General features: G+C 61.8%; 16 protein-coding genes. 10 read left to right on the top strand and 6 right to left on the bottom strand.

What is annotated here, in order from left to right:
* The first annotated feature begins 278 nt into the window (after positions 1-278).
* The 6 genes from IMX17_RS21840 (at position 279) to IMX17_RS21815 (ending at position 7,054) form a co-directional block, all read left to right on the top strand.
* Entirely contained in the window at positions 279-1,265 is a 987-nt protein-coding gene (locus IMX17_RS21840) for an autoinducer 2 ABC transporter substrate-binding protein (RefSeq protein ID WP_033636379.1), read from the top strand.
* 105 nt (positions 1,266-1,370) lie between these two features.
* On the top strand, positions 1,371-2,870 hold the full coding sequence (locus tag IMX17_RS21835; protein ID WP_046898656.1) for a sugar ABC transporter ATP-binding protein: 1,500 nt from the start codon (positions 1,371-1,373) through the stop codon (positions 2,868-2,870).
* Positions 2,863-3,852 (top strand): ABC transporter permease, encoded by a 990-nt coding sequence (locus IMX17_RS21830; RefSeq protein ID WP_015379367.1) that lies wholly within the window; start codon positions 2,863-2,865, stop codon positions 3,850-3,852. The genes IMX17_RS21835 and IMX17_RS21830 overlap by 8 nt, the downstream gene beginning before the upstream one ends.
* A 1-nt stretch (position 3,853) precedes the next feature.
* Complete coding sequence (locus IMX17_RS21825; protein ID WP_094141595.1) at positions 3,854-4,807, top strand: ABC transporter permease; 954 nt, start codon at positions 3,854-3,856, stop codon at positions 4,805-4,807.
* Between the two features lie 10 nt (positions 4,808-4,817).
* Positions 4,818-6,455: an FGGY-family carbohydrate kinase gene (locus IMX17_RS21820; protein ID WP_004931001.1), complete on the top strand. Its 1,638-nt coding sequence runs from the start codon at positions 4,818-4,820 to the stop codon at positions 6,453-6,455.
* On the top strand, positions 6,455-7,054 hold the full coding sequence (locus tag IMX17_RS21815; RefSeq protein WP_046898655.1) for an SIS domain-containing protein: 600 nt from the start codon (positions 6,455-6,457) through the stop codon (positions 7,052-7,054). Before IMX17_RS21820 ends, IMX17_RS21815 begins: the two co-directional genes overlap by 1 nt.
* Positions 7,055-7,082: 28 nt before the next feature.
* Here the strand turns inward: IMX17_RS21815 and rsmJ are convergent, their stop codons facing one another.
* The 4 genes from rsmJ to IMX17_RS21795 form a co-directional block, all read right to left on the bottom strand.
* Positions 7,083-7,829 carry a 16S rRNA (guanine(1516)-N(2))-methyltransferase RsmJ gene (gene rsmJ, locus IMX17_RS21810; protein ID WP_028128290.1) on the bottom strand — a complete coding sequence of 249 codons (747 nt, stop codon included), beginning with the start codon at positions 7,827-7,829 and terminating at the stop codon, positions 7,083-7,085.
* Between the two features lie 8 nt (positions 7,830-7,837).
* Positions 7,838-9,880, bottom strand: a complete 2,043-nt coding sequence (prlC, locus tag IMX17_RS21805; RefSeq protein WP_033645356.1) for an oligopeptidase A — start codon at positions 9,878-9,880, stop codon at positions 7,838-7,840.
* A gap of 118 nt (positions 9,881-9,998) precedes the next feature.
* Positions 9,999-10,460, bottom strand: a complete 462-nt coding sequence (locus IMX17_RS21800; RefSeq protein ID WP_046898653.1) for an HIT family protein — start codon at positions 10,458-10,460, stop codon at positions 9,999-10,001.
* Between the two features lie 16 nt (positions 10,461-10,476).
* Complete coding sequence (locus IMX17_RS21795; protein WP_182265686.1) at positions 10,477-10,881, bottom strand: ASCH domain-containing protein; 405 nt, start codon at positions 10,879-10,881, stop codon at positions 10,477-10,479.
* Between the two features lie 135 nt (positions 10,882-11,016).
* On the opposite strand from IMX17_RS21795, the gene IMX17_RS21790 reads away from it, so the two are divergent.
* The 4 genes from IMX17_RS21790 to IMX17_RS21775 all read left to right on the top strand — a co-directional run bounded on the left by IMX17_RS21790 (position 11,017) and on the right by IMX17_RS21775 (position 15,777).
* Complete coding sequence (locus tag IMX17_RS21790; protein WP_033636386.1) at positions 11,017-11,859, top strand: 23S rRNA (adenine(2030)-N(6))-methyltransferase RlmJ; 843 nt, start codon at positions 11,017-11,019, stop codon at positions 11,857-11,859.
* Between the two features lie 130 nt (positions 11,860-11,989).
* Positions 11,990-13,342, top strand: coding sequence for a glutathione-disulfide reductase (gene gorA, locus IMX17_RS21785; protein WP_004931014.1), 1,353 nt, complete (start codon positions 11,990-11,992; stop codon positions 13,340-13,342).
* A gap of 159 nt (positions 13,343-13,501) precedes the next feature.
* A complete protein-coding gene (locus tag IMX17_RS21780; RefSeq protein ID WP_033645359.1) occupies positions 13,502-13,996 on the top strand; it encodes a molybdopterin-dependent oxidoreductase in 495 nt (164 codons plus the stop codon).
* Positions 13,993-15,777 (top strand): ATP-binding protein, encoded by a 1,785-nt coding sequence (locus IMX17_RS21775; protein WP_116286893.1) that lies wholly within the window; start codon positions 13,993-13,995, stop codon positions 15,775-15,777. The genes IMX17_RS21780 and IMX17_RS21775 overlap by 4 nt, the downstream gene beginning before the upstream one ends.
* Here IMX17_RS21775 and IMX17_RS21770 read toward each other — a convergent pair.
* The gene (locus tag IMX17_RS21770) at positions 15,767-16,618 is read right to left on the bottom strand and encodes a helix-turn-helix domain-containing protein (protein WP_182265685.1); all 852 of its coding nucleotides are present in this window, start codon (positions 16,616-16,618) and stop codon (positions 15,767-15,769) included. The genes IMX17_RS21775 and IMX17_RS21770 overlap by 11 nt on opposite strands.
* A 455-nt stretch (positions 16,619-17,073) precedes the next feature.
* On the bottom strand, positions 17,074-17,960 hold an 887-nt coding region (locus IMX17_RS21765), incomplete at its 5' end, for an autotransporter outer membrane beta-barrel domain-containing protein (RefSeq protein ID WP_193550230.1).

Below are 17,960 nucleotides of genomic sequence, written 5' to 3'. Positions count from 1 at the left end.
GCTCCTTCGCCGGCATTTTTTTCCGCGTCCAAGCCATCGAAATGATGCAAATTAGTTAATTAAAAGTTAATAAAAAGTTATTTATAGCCGTTTGATTGGTAGTAAATTTACCACCACTAAATAATTAAACATTTATTTAACAATAAATACGCCAGTATTTTACTTAAATGTGCACAGATCACATTTCATTAACTTCGGCTACGCTCCCTCTTCCATTCCTTTGTAATCTGCAGCGGTGGAAAAACCGCCACCCCTACAGATAAAAAAAGGTACAGCTAATGAAATTTAACCTCGCATTATTAAATGCATGTGTGGTTTCTGCGTGCATGTTATCGACAACACCTGTGTTCGCCGCTGATAAATATGAGATTGCCGTGGTTGCCAAAGTGACCGGCATTCCGTGGTTCAACCGCATGGAAGTGGGCGTCAACGAAGCGGCGAAAAAACTCGACGTCAACGCTTACCAGACCGGCCCGTCTACGCCGGATCCGGCCGCGCAGGTCAAGGTGATTGAGGATCTGATCGCCAAGAACGTCAACGCCATCATCGTGGTGCCGAACGACGCCAAGGTGCTGGAGCCGGTGCTGAAAAAAGCGCGCGACAAAGGCATCGTGGTGCTGACCCATGAATCCCCGGATCAGCAGATCGGCCAGTGGGACATCGAGACCATCGACAGCGAGAAATACGCGCAGGCCAACGTCGATGAGCTGGCGAAGGACATGGGCGGCAAAGGCGGCTACGCGATCTACGTCGGCTCGCTGACCGTGCCGCTGCACAACGCCTGGGCCGATTCCGCCATCAAATACCAGAAAGAAAAATACCCGGACATGTTTGAAGTCACCTCGCGCTTGCCGGTGGCGGAAAGCATCGATAAATCCTACGCCACCACGCTGGATCTGATGAAAACCTATCCGCAGATGAAGGGCATCATTGGCTTCGGTTCGCTCGGCCCAATCGGCGCCGGCCAGGCGGTGGCCAAGAAACGCGCCAAGGACAAAATCGCGGTAGTGGGCATCGCCATGCCGGCGCAGGCCGCCCCTTACCTGATGCGCGGCGACATCAAGAAAGCGCTGCTGTGGGATCCGAAAGACGCCGGTTATGCGCTGGTGACGGTGGCCGACCAGCTGCTGCAGGGCAAAGAAGTGAATAAGGACCTGTCGATCGAGGGCCTCGGCAAAGCCGACGTCGATATGGAACACAAAGTGATTCGGTTTAATAAGATTTTGGAAGTGACCAAAGACAACGCCCAATCGCTCGGATTCTGATTTTTCGCGTAATTTCGCCACACCGGGAAAGTAGTTAAACCCTCGTAGGGGCGCAGCGTTGCTGCGCCCAGGGCTTCGGCCGCTACGCAAGCACAGGTTAACGTTATGACAGCCTCCCCCGCATTTATCACCCTGGAGAATATCAGCAAGCGATTCCCAGGCGTGCTGGCATTAGACCAGATCAACCTGACGCTGAATAAAGGCGAAGTGCACTGCCTGGCCGGGCAAAACGGCTGCGGCAAAAGCACCATCATTAAAATCATCTCCGGCGTCTATCAGCCGGAAAAAGGCGCCAATATTTCGCTGGAAGGCAAACTCTTCCACGCCCTGACGCCGCAGCTGTCCGGTTATTACGGCATACAGGTGATCTACCAGGACCTGTCGCTGTTCCCTAACCTGACGGTGGCGGAAAACATCGCCATCCACCGTTACCTGCCCGGCGGCCACTTCTGGGTGCGCAAGCGGGTGATGCGCCAGACGGCGCTGGACGCCATGGCGCGGGTCGGCGTACACATCGATCCCGATAAAAAAGTAGAAAAACTGTCGATCGCCGATCGGCAGCTGGTGGCGATTTGTCGCGCCATCGCCGCCGAAGCGCGGTTGGTTATCATGGACGAACCGACCGCCTCGCTGACCCGCCAGGAGGTCGACGGCCTGTTGCGGGTGGTCAACGAGCTGAAGGCGGCCGGCATCTGCGTGGTGTTCGTCAGCCACAGATTGGATGAAGTGATGGAAGTCGCCGATCGCATCAGCGTGATGCGCGACGGCAAGCTGGTGGGCACCTGGCCGGCCAGCGAACTGGACAGCCATGAACTGGCGTTCCTGATGACCGGCCAACGCTTCCATTACAGCCCGCTGCCCCCGCTGCCGCCGGCCGAACAGGCGCCGCTGCTCGAGGTGCGCAACCTCAGCCGCGGCGAAAAATACCGCAACGTCAATCTGGCGCTGCGCGGCGGCGAGATCGTCTCGATCGTCGGCCTGCTCGGCGCCGGCCGCACCGAACTGTGCCTCAGCCTGTTCGGCATGACGCGGCCGGACAGCGGCGAGATCCGCATCGAGGGCCGGGCGGTGCAGCTGCACAACAACCGCGAAGCGGTGCGCCACGGCATCGGCTATGTGTCGGAGGATCGTCTGACGCAGGGATTGATCATGGAGCAATCGATCTACGACAACACCATCGTCACCGTCTTCGATCGGCTGCATACCTCGCTCGGGCTGCTGGATCACGCCAGGGCGACCGAACTGGTCAACCGGCTGATCCGCGATCTGAACATCAAGGTGTCCGACAGCGCATTGCCGGTGAAAACCCTGTCCGGCGGCAACGCCCAGCGCATCGCCATCGCCAAATGGGTGGCGACCCAGCCGAAGATCCTGATCCTCGACTCGCCCACCGTCGGCGTGGACATCGCCAACAAAGAGGGGATCTACCAGATCGCCCGCGATCTGGCGCAGCTGGGCATGGCGGTGCTGATGATCTGCGACGAGATCCCGGAAGCCTATTACAACAGCCATCGGGTGATGGTGATGCGCAAGGGCGAGCTGATCGCCGAATTCGCGCCGCACCAGAGTACCGAACAACAGATCGCCGAGGTGGTGAATGGATAAGTCATTATTGGCCCGCCTGGCCGGGCGGCACGAGTTTTATCTCGGCCTGCTGGTGCTGCTGCTGGCGATCGGCCTGAGCGCCGGCACCGATGAGTTTCTGACGCTCGGCAACCTGACCGACGTCGCCACCAGCTACGCCATTCTCGGCATCCTGGCCTGCGGGCTGTTCGTGGTGCTGATCGCCGGCGGCATCGACATTTCGTTCCCGGCGGTCACCGCCATCGCGCAGTATGTGATGGCCAGCTGGGTGATCCAGCACGGCGGCAGCTTCCCGCTGGCGTTCGCCCTGGCGATTGGCGTCGGCCTGCTGCTCGGGTTGGTGAACGGTTTCCTGGTGTATTGGCTCAAGGTGCCGGCGATCATCATCACCATCGCTACCCTTAACCTGTTCTACGGCCTGCTGGTGTACGCCACCAACGGTACCTGGCTGTACGGCTTCCCGGACTGGTTCATGAACGGCATCAACTGGTTCTCGTTCCAGGGCGCCGACGGTTACGACTACGGCCTGACGCTGCCGCTGCTGTGCCTGCTGGCGACCATCGTCGTCACCGGCGTGCTGATGAACCGCACCCGGCTGGGGCGCCAGATCTACGCCATGGGCGGCAACCGCGACGCGGCGTCGCGCCTGGGGTTGAACCTGCTGCGGCTGCACTTCTGCGTCTACGGCTATATGGGCATTCTGGCCGGCGTCGCGGCGGTGGTGCAGGCGCAGATCACCCAGTCGGTGGCGCCCAACTCGCTGCTCGGCTTCGAGCTGACGGTATTGGCGGCGGTGGTGCTGGGCGGCACCAGCATGAGCGGCGGCCGCGGATCGTTGACCGGCACCCTGCTCGGCGTGGTGCTGCTGGCCTTCCTGCAAAACGGGCTGACGCTGCTCAGCGTCTCGGCCTATTGGCACCAGGTATTCAGCGGCGCGATCATTTTGATCAGCATCAGCACCACCGCCTGGAACGAAAAACGCAAGCTGCTCAAGGAGATCTGACATGACGCAGTTAACTCGGTTGATCCCAAACGATCGGATCATTCGCCTGCAGGGCGCGATCATCATCGCGGTGGCGCTGCTGTTCGCCGGGCTGCTCGGATCGCGCTTCTTCAGCCTCGGCAACTTCCAGTCGATCGCCTCGCAGCTGCCGATCCTCGGCCTGCTGGCGCTCGGCATGGGCATCACCATGCTGACCGGCGGCATCAACCTGTCGATCATCGCCGGCGCCAACGCCTGTTCGCTGGTGATGGCGGCGATCATCGTCAGCCATCCCGACCAGCCGCTGTTCCTGGCGCTGGCGCTGTTGGCCGGCCTGCTGGTGGCGGTGGCGATCGGCACGCTCAACGGCGCGCTGGTAGCCTGGATAGGCGTCTCGCCCATCCTCGCCTCGCTCGGCACCATGACGCTGATCACCGGCCTGAATATTCTGCTGTCCAACGGCGCGGTGATCTCCGGCTTCCCGGCGGCGATTCAATTTCTCGGCAACGGCGCCGTGCTCGGCGTGCCGGTGGCGCTGATCCTGTTCCTGCTGGTGGCGGTGGGTCTGTGGCTGCTGCTGGAGCACACCACGCTGGGGCGCAGCCTGTACCTGATCGGCTCCAACGAGCAGGCCACCCGCTTCAGCGGCGTGAACACCGCGCGGGTGCAGATCGCGGTGTATATCCTGTCGGCGCTGCTCGGCTGGGGCGCCGCGCTGCTGATGATGGCCAAGTTCAACTCGGCCAAGGCCGGCTACGGCGAATCTTATCTGCTGGTGACCATTCTGGCCTCGGTGCTGGGCGGCATTAACCCGGACGGCGGCTTCGGCCGCATTCTGGGACTGGTGCTGGCGCTGATCGTGCTGCAAATGTTGGAAAGCGGCCTCAATTTGCTGGGGGTCAGCAGCTACCTGACCATGGCCCTGTGGGGCGGCGTGCTGATCCTGTTTATCGCGTTACAGAATCGAAAAGCCTGAGGAGAAAATAATGGCGAGCTATTTTATTGGCGTAGATGTGGGCACCGGAAGCGCGCGCGCGGGCGTATTCGATCTCAATGGCCGCATGGTCGGCCAGGCCAGCCGGGCCATCGATCTGTACCGGCCGAAGGCGGATTTCGTCGAGCAGTCGTCGGATAACATCTGGCAGGCGGTGTGCAATGCGGTGCGCGACGCGGTCAACCAGGCCGACATCAACCCGATCCAGGTCAAAGGGCTGGGCTTCGACGCCACCTGTTCGCTGGTGGTGCTGGATAAAGAGGGCAAACCGCTGACCGTCAGCCCCTCCGGCCGCACTGAGCAGAACATCATCGTGTGGATGGATCACCGGGCGATCGCCCAGGCCGAGCGCATCAACGCCACCAAACATCGGGTGCTGGACTTCGTTGGCGGCATCATTTCGCCGGAGATGCAGACGCCGAAACTGCTGTGGCTGAAGCAACACATGCCCACCACCTGGGCCAACGCCGGTTACCTGTTCGATCTGCCGGACTTCCTCACCTGGCGCGCTACCCAGGACGCCACCCGCTCGCTGTGTTCAACGGTGTGCAAGTGGACCTATCTCGGCCACGAGCAGCGTTGGGACAAGAGCTACTTCCAGCAGATCGGGCTGGAAGACGTGCTGGAACACGACGCGGCCAAGATCGGCAGCGACGTTAAAATGATGGGCGAGCCGCTGGGCCACGGCCTGACTCAGCGCGCCGCCAGCGAGATGGGGCTGATCGCCGGCACGGCGGTGAGCGTGTCAATCATCGACGCCCACGCCGGCACCCTCGGCACGCTGGGCGCCACCGGCGTCTCCGGCGAGGTGGCCGACTTCAACCGCCGCGTCGCGCTGATCGGCGGCACCTCCACCGGCCATATGGCGATGTCGCGCACCGCGCGCTTTATCGGCGGCGTCTGGGGGCCGTATTATTCGGCGATCCTGCCGGAATACTGGTTGAACGAAGGCGGCCAGTCCGCCACCGGCGCGCTGATCGACCACGTCATCCAGTCGCACCCGTGCTATCAGGAGCTGCTGGCGCAGGCGAAAACTCAGGGCCAGACCATCTATGAGGTGCTGAACGCCATTCTGCGCCGCATGGCCGGCGAGCCGGAGAACATCGCTTTCCTGACGCAGGACATTCACATGCTGCCGTACTTCCACGGCAACCGCTCGCCGCGCGCCAACCCGACGCTGACCGGCATCCTGACCGGGCTGAAGCTGTCGCGCACGCCGGAAGACATGGCGCTGCACTACCTGGCCACCATTCAGGCCATCGCGCTCGGCACCCGCCACATCATCGAAACCATGAACCACAGCGGCTACAGCATCGACACCATCATGGCCAGCGGCGGCGGCACCAAGAACCCGATCTTCGTGCAGGAGCACGCCAACGCCACCGGTTGCGCCATGCTGCTGCCGGAGGAGAGCGAAGCGATGCTGCTGGGCGGCGCGATGATGGGCACCGTGGCGGCCGGCGTGTTCGACACCTTGCCGGAGGCGATGAGCGCCATGAGCCGCATCGGCAAGACGGTGACGCCGCAGACCAACCAGATAAAAAGCTACTACGATCGCAAATACCGGGTGTTCCACGAGCTGTACAACGACCACATGAAATACCGCCGGTTGATGCAGGAGGAGGCGTGATGCAGCAAGAGTGGCGGCAGGCCGTGCAGGGCTGGCAAACCTACAGCCAGGAGCTGGCGCAGCTGAGCGAGCGCCTCGATGCGCACACCTGGCAACGGCTGCTGGCGCTGCTGGCCGACTGCCGCGGTAAAATCGCCGTCACCGGCGTCGGCACCTCGGGGATTGCGGCGCGCAAGATAGCCCATATGCTGGCCTGCGTGGAGCGGCCGGCGGTCTATCTCGACGCCACCGGCGCGGCGCACGGCGATCTGGGCTTCCTGCGCGCCGACGATCTGCTGATCCTGATCTCGCGCGGCGGCAATTCCGACGAGCTGACCCGCCTGCTGCCGACGCTGCAGGCCAAGGGAGTGACGCTGATCGCGGTGACGGAAAACCCGCATTCCGCCATCGCACAGGCGGCGCAGCTGACAATCGCCTCCGGGGTGCAACGGGAGATCGATCCGCTGAACATGCTGGCCACCACCTCGATTGTGCTGGTGTTGGCGATCTTCGACGCCGCCTGCGCTTGCCTGATGACGCGCAGCGGCTATGACAAGGCCGCCTTGCTGGCGGTGCATCCGGCCGGCGGCGTGGGGAAAAGTTTGCGGGAGGGAAACTGAGGGCCCGACACGGCGGGCCCGGCTGACATTACAGCGGCATGTAGATATCGAAACGGTGGCTTTTGGTCAGCGTGGCGGCGTGCGCCGGCACGTCGGCCAGCGGCGGCGCGTAGTCCGGGCGTTTCACCACCACGCGCTTGGTCGCCAAACGGCGCGCCGGTTCCAGCAGGCCGTCGGCGTCATCGTCGCTGCCCACCAGCGATTGGAACACCCGCATCTCTTTCTTCACCAGCGCGCTTTTCTGCTTGTGCGGGAACATCGGATCGAGATACACCACCTCCGGGCGCGGGCTGAGATCCGCCAGCGCCGTCAGGCTGGAGGCGTGCAGCAGCGTCAGGCGCTCGCGCAGCCACGGGCCGATTTCCGCATCCTGATAGCCGCGCTGCAGGCCGTCGTCCAGCAATGCCGCCACCACCGGATTGCGCTCCAGCATCCGCACCCGGCAGCCCAGCGCCGCCAGCACGAAGGCGTCGCGCCCCAGCCCGGCGGTGGCGTCCACCACGTCCGGCAGGTAGCTGCCCTTGATACCGACCGCCTTGGCCACCGCCTCGCCGCGGCCGCCGCCGAAGCGGCGCCGGTGCGCCATGGCGCCGGAGACGAAATCGACGTAGATCCCGCCCAGCTTCGGCTCGTCGCGCTTGCGCAGTTCCAGCCGCTGCGGGGTCAATACCAGCGCCATCGGCGCGTCGTCGTCGGACGTCAGCCGCCAGCGCTGCGCCAAAACAGACAAGGCGCCGGGATCGGCGCCTGCTTCACACAATAAACACACGCTCACGTGTCGGGTTATCCTTTAATGCCGTAATGGCGCAGCATAGCATCCAGCTGCGGCTCGCGGCCACGGAAGCGTTTGAACAGCGCCATCGGCTCTTCCGAACCGCCGCGCGACAGGATGTTGTCGAGGAAGGATTTGCCGGTCTCGGCGTTGAAAATCCCCTCTTCTTCGAAGCGCGAGTAGGCGTCGGCCGACAGCACTTCCGCCCACAGGTAGCTGTAGTAACCCGCCGCGTAGCCGCCGGCGAAGATGTGGCTGAAGGCGTGCGGGAAGCGGCCCCAGCTCGGCGAAGGCACCACCGCCACCATTTTCTTCACTTCCGCCAGCGTCGGCAGGATCTGCGCCCCTTTCTCCGGACTGTATTCGAAGTGCATGCGGAAATCGAACAGACCGAACTCCAGCTGGCGCAGAATGAACAGCGCCGCCTGGTAATTCTTGGCCGCCAGCAGCTTGTCGAGCATGGCCTTCGGCAGCGGCTCGCCGCTCTGGTAGTGGCCGGAGATAAACGCCAGCGCTTCCGGCTCCCAGCACCAGTTTTCCATAAACTGGCTCGGCAGCTCGACCGCATCCCACGGTACCCCGTTGATGCCGGAGACGCCGGCGGTATCGATCTGCGTCAGCATGTGGTGCAGACCGTGGCCGAACTCGTGGAACAGCGTCGTCACTTCGTTATGGGTGAACAGCGCCGGCTGGTCGCCCAGCGGGCGGTTGAAGTTGCAGGTCAGGTAAGCGACCGGTTTTTGCAGCGTGCCGTCGGCCTTGCGCAGGCTGCCGACGCAGTCGTCCATCCAGGCGCCGCCGCGTTTGTTTTCGCGGGCGTACAGATCGAGGTAGAAGCTGCCGCGCAGCTCGCCGTCGGCGTCGAACAGATCGAAGAAGCGCACATCCGGATGCCAGGTATCCACGTCTTTACGCTCTTTGGCGGTGATGCCGTAAATGCGTTTCACCACTTCGAACAGCCCTTCCACCACCCGCTGTTCCGGGAAGTACGGGCGCAGCTGCTCGTCGCTGATGGAGAACAGGTGCTGCTTTTGTTTTTCGCCGTAATAGGTGATGTCCCAGGCGTCGAGCTCGTCCACGCCATAGTGCTGTTTGGCGAAGGCGCGCAGCTGCGCCAGCTCCTGCTCGGCCTGCGGGCGGGCGCGCTTGGCCAGATCGCTCAGGAAGCCGATCACCTGCTCCGGACTTTCCGCCATCTTGGTCGCCAGCGACTTGTCAGCGTAGGTGTCAAAGCCCAGCAGCTGAGCCAGCTCATGGCGCAGCGCCAGCGTTTCCGCCATCACTTCGCTGTTGTCCCATTTGCCGGCGTTCGGCCCCTGATCGGAGGCGCGGGTGGCGAAGGCGCGGTACATCTCTTCACGCAACGCGCGGTTGTCGGCGTAGGTCAGCACCGGCAGGTAGCTCGGCATGTCCAGCGTCAGCAGCCAGCCGTCCTGCTCTTTGGCCTGCGCCATCGCCTGGGCCTGCGCCAGGGCGCTTTCCGGCAGGCCGCTCAGCTCGGCTTCGTCGGTAATCAGTTTGCTCCAGCCCATGGTGGCGTCGAGCACGTTGTTGCTGTAGGTAGAGCCCAGCTCGGACAGGCGCGCGACGATCTCGCCGTAGCGCTGCTGTTTGTCCGCCGACAGGCCGATGCCCGACAGTTCGAAGTCGCGCAGCGCGTTGTCCACCGCCTTGCGCTGCGGCACGCTCAGCGTCTCGAACGCCGCGCCCTCTTTCAGGCTGCGGTAGGCCTGGTACAGCCCTTCGTGCTGGCCGACCCAGGTGCCGTACTCGGACAGCAGCGGCAGCGCCTGCTCATAGGCGGCGCGCAGCTCCGGGCTGTTTTTCACCGAGTTCAGGTGCCCGATCGGCGACCAGATGCGCGACAGGCGATCGTCCGACTCCGCCAACGGCTGACACAGATTGTCCCAGGTGAACGGCCCCGGCTGCGCGACCACGCGCTCTACCGCGGCGCGGCAGTCCGCCAGCGCGGATTGCACCGCAGGCACGATATCTTCAGGGCGGATCGCCGAGAACGGCGGCAGGGAAAACGGGGTCAGCAACGGATTTGTCATAGGGCAGTCCTGATTAGCGTTGGGGCCCGCTACGAGGGCGAGCCTTAAAATGCGTATGAATCTCTAACATGGAGCCAGGCAACAGGAAAATCAATGCCCGGCGTTGATCGTTCGTGCCTTAAACGGCGCATTGGCGAATGCGGGCGGCCAGCGCCGCCAGCTGTTCGTCGTCGGCGCGCGCCGCGTCGTGGGAGGAAATGTAGCCTTCGTAACGCGTGAAAAACTTCGGCGAGGTCGATTCGATCGGCCGCCACTGCGCCAGCGACGCGGTGCCGTGCAGCGGGATCAGTTTGGCATGCACATGGTCGACGCCGTAGCCCTCGAACACCATGCCGCAGCGGCCGACGTCGTCGAACGCGCGATCCAGCTGCCGCGCCACCCGTTTGGTCGCCAGCATCAGCGCGCTCAGCACCTCGTCCGGCAGCTCAAACGCGTAGCTCGGGTGGTGCTCCTTGGGGATCACCACGCTGAAACCGTCGGTGTTGGGAAAGATGGACAGGAACGCCAGATGGTCGTCGTCTTCCCAGATTTTATGGCACGGCGCCTTGCCCGCCACGATGTCGCAAAAAATGCAGCTCATCCTTTCTCCTTGTGATTCACAGCGTTTCAACCCGTTCGAATTCTTCGAACACCAGCCACATGTCCGGCGCAAAGCTCCCCTCGCGGGTAAAGAATGCCTGATGCCCCTCGCGCCAAAATGCCAGGCTTTTGTCGCCTTCGCCCTCTTTGGCCGCCATCTCGGCGGTCACCTGATAGTAGCGCACCAGGCGCAGCGCCAGGGTTCTGATCACGCAGGCCGGTTCGCCGCGGCCATCGAGAACAATGCTGTAATCGCCGATCCTCGGGGTTTGTTCCCGACGATAGCTCGCATAGGAACTGCAGGTGGCGGTCTTCTCCCCGCTCAGCACCAATCCCAGCAGTTCGTCGGCTAACGCGGGGCCGTCGCCGAACGCCCAGCGCGCCGCGTCGGGGTAATTCGCCAAAATCGCCTGTTTGCTCATCGTCCTGTCCCTTTCTGTTAACGTCTGCGGCAACGGAGTCCGGTTTTTCCCGGCCAGACAGTTTATACTGTGCAGATTATAAGCCTTATTGCATTGAATGCTCCGTCTGCGGAGCACAAGGAACCGCCACCCGTCATGTTAAGTTATCGCCACAGTTTCCACGCCGGCAACCACGCCGACGTGCTCAAACACACCGTTCAGAGCCTGATCATCGAATCGCTGAAGGAAAAAGAGAAGCCGTTCCTGTATCTGGATACCCACTCGGGCGCGGGCCGTTATCAGCTCAGCGGCGAACACGCCGAGCGCACCGGCGAATACCTGGAAGGCATCGGCTTGCTGTGGCAACGCGACGATCTGCCGGAAGAGCTGGCGGCCTATATGAGCGTGGTGCACAACTTCAACCGTTCCGGCACGCTGCGCTACTATCCCGGCTCGCCGCTGATCGCCCGCCAGCTGCTGCGCCCGCAGGATAAAATTCACCTGACCGAGCTGCACCCGAGCGATTACCCGCTGCTGCGCAGCGAGTTCCAGAAAGACGAGCGCGCCAAAGTGCAGCGCGCCGACGGCTATCAGCAGCTGAAATCCCAGCTGCCGCCACCGTCGCGCCGCGGCCTGATCCTGATGGACCCGCCGTATGAAATGAAGACCGATTACCAGGACGTGGTCAAAGGCATTCAGGAAGGCTACAAGCGCTTCGCCACCGGCACCTACGCGCTGTGGTATCCGGTAGTGATGCGCCAGCAGATCAAACGCATGCTGCGCGATCTGGAAGCCACCGGCATTCGCCGCATCCTGCAGATCGAGCTGGCGGTGAAACCCGACAGCGATCAGCGTGGCATGACCGCCTCCGGCATGATCGTCATCAACCCGCCGTGGAAGCTGGAGCAGCAGATGAAAAACGTGCTGCCGTGGCTGCACAAGGTGCTGGTGCCGTCGGGCATCGGCCACCATCTGGTCAACTGGGTGGTACCGGAATAATCCCCGGCAGGGCGCGGTTCGCCGCGCCCTGCGTCCGCCTATCACAGCCATCGACGCAATCTTTGCGACAAACCCCGGTCAGGCGTTAAACTCTTACCCTCTTCAAATTCACAACTCATGGAAATCCCAGATGACGAAACATTACGATTATCTAGCAATTGGCGGCGGCAGCGGCGGTATCGCATCGATCAACCGGGCAGCCATGTACGGCCAAAAGTGTGCGCTGATTGAAGCCAAAGAGCTGGGCGGCACCTGTGTAAACGTGGGTTGTGTACCGAAAAAAGTCATGTGGCACGCGGCGCAGATCGCCGAGGCCATCCATCAGTACGGCCCGGACTACGGCTTCGACACTACCGTCAACGCCTTCGACTGGAAAAAGCTGGTCGCCAACCGCACCGCCTATATCGACCGCATCCACAATTCCTACGATAACGTGCTGGGCAAGAACAAGGTCGACGTGATTAAAGGGTTCGCGCGCTTCGTGGATGCGCACACCGTGGAAGTGAACGGCGAAACCATCACCGCCGATCACATCCTGATCGCCACCGGCGGCCGCCCGAGCCATCCGGCTATTCCGGGTGCGGAATACGGTATCGACTCCGACGGCTTCTTTGAGCTGGACGCCATGCCGAAACGCGTCGCCGTGGTGGGCGCCGGCTATATCGCCGTGGAGATCGCCGGCGTGCTGAACGCGCTGGGCGCGGAAACGCACCTGTTCGTGCGCAAGCACGCGCCGCTGCGCACCTTCGATCCGATGATCGTCGAAACCCTGGTGGAAGTGATGAACACCGAAGGGCCGAGCTTGCACACCGAATCGGTGCCGAAAGCGATCGTCAAGAACGCCGACGGCAGCCTGACGCTGCAGCTGGAAAACGGCAAGGCATTCACCGTCGACTGCCTGATTTGGGCCATCGGCCGCGAACCGGCGACCGACAACCTGAACCTCGGCGTGACCGGGGTGAAAACCAATGAGAAAGGCTACATCGACGTCGATAAGTTCCAGAACACCAACGTCAAAGGCATCTACGCGGTGGGCGACAACACCGGCGCGGTAGAATTGACCCCGGTCGCCGTGGCCGCCGGCCGTCGCCTGTCCGAGCGCCTGTTCAACAACAAGCCGGACGAGCATCTGGACTACAGCAACATCGCCACCGTGGTGTTCAGCCACCCGCCGATCGGCACCGTCGGCCTGACCGAGCCGGAAGCCATCGAGAAGTTCGGCGCGGACAACGTGAAGGTGTACAAGTCCTCCTTCACCGCCATGTACAGCGCCGTGACGCAGCACCGCCAGCCGTGCCGCATGAAGCTGGTGTGCGCGGGTAAAGAAGAGAAAATCGTCGGCCTGCACGGCATCGGCTTCGGCATGGACGAGATCCTGCAGGGCTTCGCGGTGGCGGTGAAGATGGGCGCCACCAAGAAGGACTTCGACAACACTGTGGCTATCCACCCGACTGCGGCGGAAGAGTTCGTCACCATGCGCTAAGCGCTACGTTTATCCCACTCTCAGGCCGGGGTAAATACCGGCCTGTTCTTTTTGTGCGGTTTACTATTCCCTTCGCACCCGCCTGCTTTTTCTGCCATTATTCTGCCTGATAAATTAGCGGGACTGATACAAACCTCCCCGCGCCTCTGGAGAACGCCGATGCTGTTCAAACTATGCAAAACCCTTGCGATGGCCTGCGTGGCCCTGATTATCGCCCAGAGCAGCGCGCTCAGCTTTACCCTGGAAGTGGCGGGCAAGATCGACAACGTGACCGATCCGGTCAAAAAAAGCTATCTGTTCACCGATAAACAGCTGTTGGCGATGCCGGTGCACAGCATCACGACCTCCACCTCCTGGACGCCGCAGAGGAAGTTTGAAGGGATTTCGGTGGCCGACATCCTGGAGCGCGTCGGCGCCAAGGGCGAGACGCTGACCTTCTACGCGCTGAACGATTATTACATCGACGTGCCGTTGTCCGACGTCAAGAAGTACAACATGATCCTGGCCTACAAGATGGACGGGGAGATGCTGAAGCTCAGAAACTTCGGCCCGCTGTTCCTGGTTTATCCGCGTGACGCCGCCGGGCCTGAGCTGAACTCGCCGTTGTACAACTCGCGCTTTATCTGGCAAGTCGACAGGATCGTGATCAAATGAAGCTGACGACCTTTAAGAACGGCAGCAGGCTGGCGATACCGGCTATCTTCGCCGCGCTGTTTCTGGTGGCTTCGACCGTCACGCTCTATTACTACAGCGCCACCCTGTCGAAGAAAGGGCTGTATGCCATCGCCGGCACGCAGGAGAATTACTCCTGGTCGATCGCCAAGTTCTCCATCAAGCTGGCGGAATTCGACACGTTCGTCGAGCAGCAGAGCCACGCGCCGCAGGTGGACAACGACAACCTGCGGCTGCGATTCGAAATCCTCTATTCGCGCTTTTACGTGCTGGAAACCGTCTCCGAATCCACGCAACCGCTGTACGCCGAGCCGGGTTACCCGGAAGTGGTCAAGCAGATGCGCCTGCAGATGGATCGCATCGATAAACTGCTGGATAACCCGAAAATCGACTTCAATCAGGTTTTCGCGGCCATGAAGGCCATCAAGCCTTACGCCATCGAAATGGCCAACCTGACCGACCACGCCGAGGTGAAGCAGCGCACCGCCGCCTATGAGGACTACATCGAGAAACGGCACATCATTTTCTATGGGCTGGTGATTGTCATGTTCTCGGTGATCGCGCTGATCGCCATCACCCTGATCGTGTTCCGTCAGCAGCGGCTGACCATTCGCCAGCAGGCCAAGGCGATCGAGGCGGAGAAAGCGACCCGCACCAAAAATGCCTTCCTCGGCGCCATCGGCCACGAGCTGCGCACCTCATTGCAGAGCGTGATGTCGGCCATCGACGTGCTGGTGAACACCCGAGTGTCGGCGGAGCATGCGGACACCTTCCAGCGGCTGGAGACCGCCGCGCAGCAGATCGAAAGCCAAATGAAAGATCTGACCGACTACGCGCACCTCGACAGCGGCATGATGGAGCTGCGCATCGTGCCGTTCGACGCGCAGAAGCTGATCGCGGAGACCGCCAACGAAATCGCCACCCTGACCCGCAAAGAGCAGGTCAAGCTAAGCTGCGAAGTGGAGTGCAGCCACCTGTTGGTGCACTCCGACCCGCTGCGCATCCGGCAGATTATCGTCAACCTGCTGACCAACGCCTACAAATACACCGAAAGCGGCAGCATTACGCTGCACAGCTGTCTGCGCCGTCAACCCGGCGGCAGTTCGCTGATTATCGAAGTGACCGACACCGGCATCGGTATCGAAAAAGACCAGCTCGATCAGATCTTCAAACCCTTTACCCAGTTGGATCAGTCGCATACCAAGCAATATGCCGGCGTGGGGATGGGATTGGCGATCGTGCACGGCCTGGTGACGCTGCTCGACGGCACCATCACGGTGTACAGCGAAATCAAGAAGGGCAGCACCTTTATCGTCAGCATTCCGGTGCAGATCAGTGAAGAAGAACGCGCCGACGAGCCCGCCACCGCCAATACCTCTCTGCAGCAGAAACCGCAGCAGGTGCTGGTGGTGGATGACAACAAGTCGGTGGGTGACGCCTTTGCGGCGTTGCTGGATAAGCTGGGTTACCAGCACGAACTGTGCGACTCGCCGGAGCGCGCGCTGCAGAAACTGCTCAGACGCCCTTACGACGCGCTGTTGCTGGATCTGCAGATGCCGGGCATCGACGGCGCCGCCCTGGCCAGGCAGCTGCGCAATCGTCGCGGCCCCAACCGCCATGTGCCGATCATCGGCATCAGCGCCTACACGCCGGAGCAGCTCACGGCGGATCAGCGCGCACTGTTCGACAACTACCTGATGAAGCCGGTTCGGCTGGATGCGCTGTCGAACGCGCTGGCCGAGGTGTTCCCCGCTAAAGATTAAAACAGCGTTGCAGTGCGGCTTCGATCACATGGAGCCGCACCGGTTTTTCATAAGGGCCGAGTACATCGTACTCACGCATCGCCTGAGCGATCTCCGACTCGCGTCGGTCGGTGCCCAGTTCGCCGGTCAGCACCAGTACCGGCGCGTCCGGGTTGTCGGAGGCGCGGATGGTGGCGATACAGCGATCCGCCGTTTCCTCACCGATCAGCCAGTCCACCACGTAACCGTCGAACAGGCTTTGCTGCAACGCTTGGCAGAAGCTGTCGACATCGTAAAACGCCACTGCGTTGAAACCGCAGCCGCCAAGATACTTGGCCAGCTCATCGGCCGCCTGATGCGAATCGTCCAATACCGCGATGCTCAACCGCTCGTCATCGCCGTAGCCGGGCCGGATTTCGATCAGCTCGACGCCATAACGCGGCCCTGCCGGCGCCTCATCGGCGCGATAGATATGCCATTGCCTCTCGATGCGCAGCGCCACAAATTCCGCCGGCCGCCCGGTGGGAAGCTCGTCGCCGATGTGCCCGACGCAAGGCATCGCCACCCCTGCCACAAAAAAGATGGCATCACGCGCCATGTTCGGTTCGGCCACCTCGTGTTCGGCGCTCAAATCGGCGATCGCCGCCGGCGTTTCTCCCAACGCGGCCGCGACGCTGTTGATCTGTTCCAGCGTCCAGGGGCTTTGCCCTTTCAATTTGCGGTGCGCATGTGAAAAACTCAGATCCAAGATGCGGCTGAGCTCTCGGGCATGCTGACGTTTTCCAATCCCATAATGTAAAAACAGCTCTCTGACCCGATTGGCAATCGACTGTGAATCGAATTTTTGGTGATTGTTATCCATTTGTTCCTTCGATTTTTTTTACTGATTTATCAGTCGTTTTGATTATTTCTGCTGAAAAAGCCACATCTAAAACTAGCATCCCATGCAATTATGCGTTAAAAACGTTGCTTGACATACCATGTTGCATCGTCAAACATGGTATCAAAAGAGACATACAGCAATACACTATAAAAAAACAACACCAGCACGTTTTTAATAATAACCATAGTAACACCAGGGAAAATTTGTTCCGTTGCCGCTACTGAGACGATGTCCACATCGCTCGGACTGCATAAGCAAAACGGGGCTTGAGCCTTTAGCGCTAATCTGTTTTACCCACTTTTGAGCCGGGATCCGTCAGGGTCCCGGTTTTTTATTGTCCTGACGCCGCGCCATCATACGTTCTCCCCCCGCCGCCGCAAATAAAAACGGAGCCGGCATGCCGGCTCCGTTGTCGTTGTAATGACCGCTGAACGTCAGAAGCGCCAGGTGAAGCCGGCGTTGACGCTGTTGTCCTGATGGTGCTGCGACAGCAGCCCGCCGTAGCCCAGCGACAGCGAGGCGTTTTCGTTCACCGCCACTTCCGCCCCCGCCTTCAGCACCATGCCGTCGCGCGACACCGGCACGCTGTCCACCACGAACGGCGCGTTGCCGCCGTTGAACCGCAGCCCGGTGCCGCGCGCCAGCCCGCCGTACTGGTGTTGCCACCCCAGCTCGCTGCGCAACGCCACCGTCGTGCCCGGGGTCACCTGCCACGCGGTGTCCGCGCGCAGCCCCAGCGTCGACACCGTCGCATCCGTGTGCTGCTTGTCGCCGCGCAGCGCCGCCGCGCCGCCGCTTTCCGCGATGCCGTTGTTTTCGAAGTTCACGTACGCCAGGTTGACGAACGGCTCCAGATTCAGCCACTCGCCCTGCACGCTGTAGCCCGCTTCCGCGAACAGCTGTTCGGTGCGCGCGCTGTACTTCGCCGCGTCACGGTCCGACTGCATCCCATAGTTCACCGACCGTTTGGTGTCGATGCGGTGCCAGGTGTAGCCCGCACCGCCGCGCAGCGCCAGTGCACCGAACTGCTTGTCGCCGTACGCCGCCAGGTGGTAGTTGTCGCTGTCCGCCTTCGACCCGTAGCCGCCGTGCAGCGAGGTGCGGGTGTAGCCGGTCGCCACCCCCAACCGCCAGTCGGCCGCCGCCGCCGAGTCCAGCCCGACCAGCACCCCGTAGGTCGAGGCCTGGTAACCCGTGGCGTTGGCGTCGCCCGACGCGTGGTCCCACGCCCCCAGCAGCTGCGCCCAGGCGCCGTCCTCGTCCGCCTTGATGGCCGACGAGCTCGCCAGCCCTTCCGCCTGACGCAGCCGCCCGTTCAGCG

Origin of the sequence: Serratia sp. X3, from assembly GCF_014982455.1 — a bacterium.
In the GTDB taxonomy this organism is placed as follows: Bacteria; Pseudomonadota; Gammaproteobacteria; order Enterobacterales; family Enterobacteriaceae; genus Serratia; species Serratia ureilytica.
The sequence above is the reverse complement of the archived record's forward strand: the minus strand, read 5'-3'. Positions and strand labels throughout refer to the sequence as shown.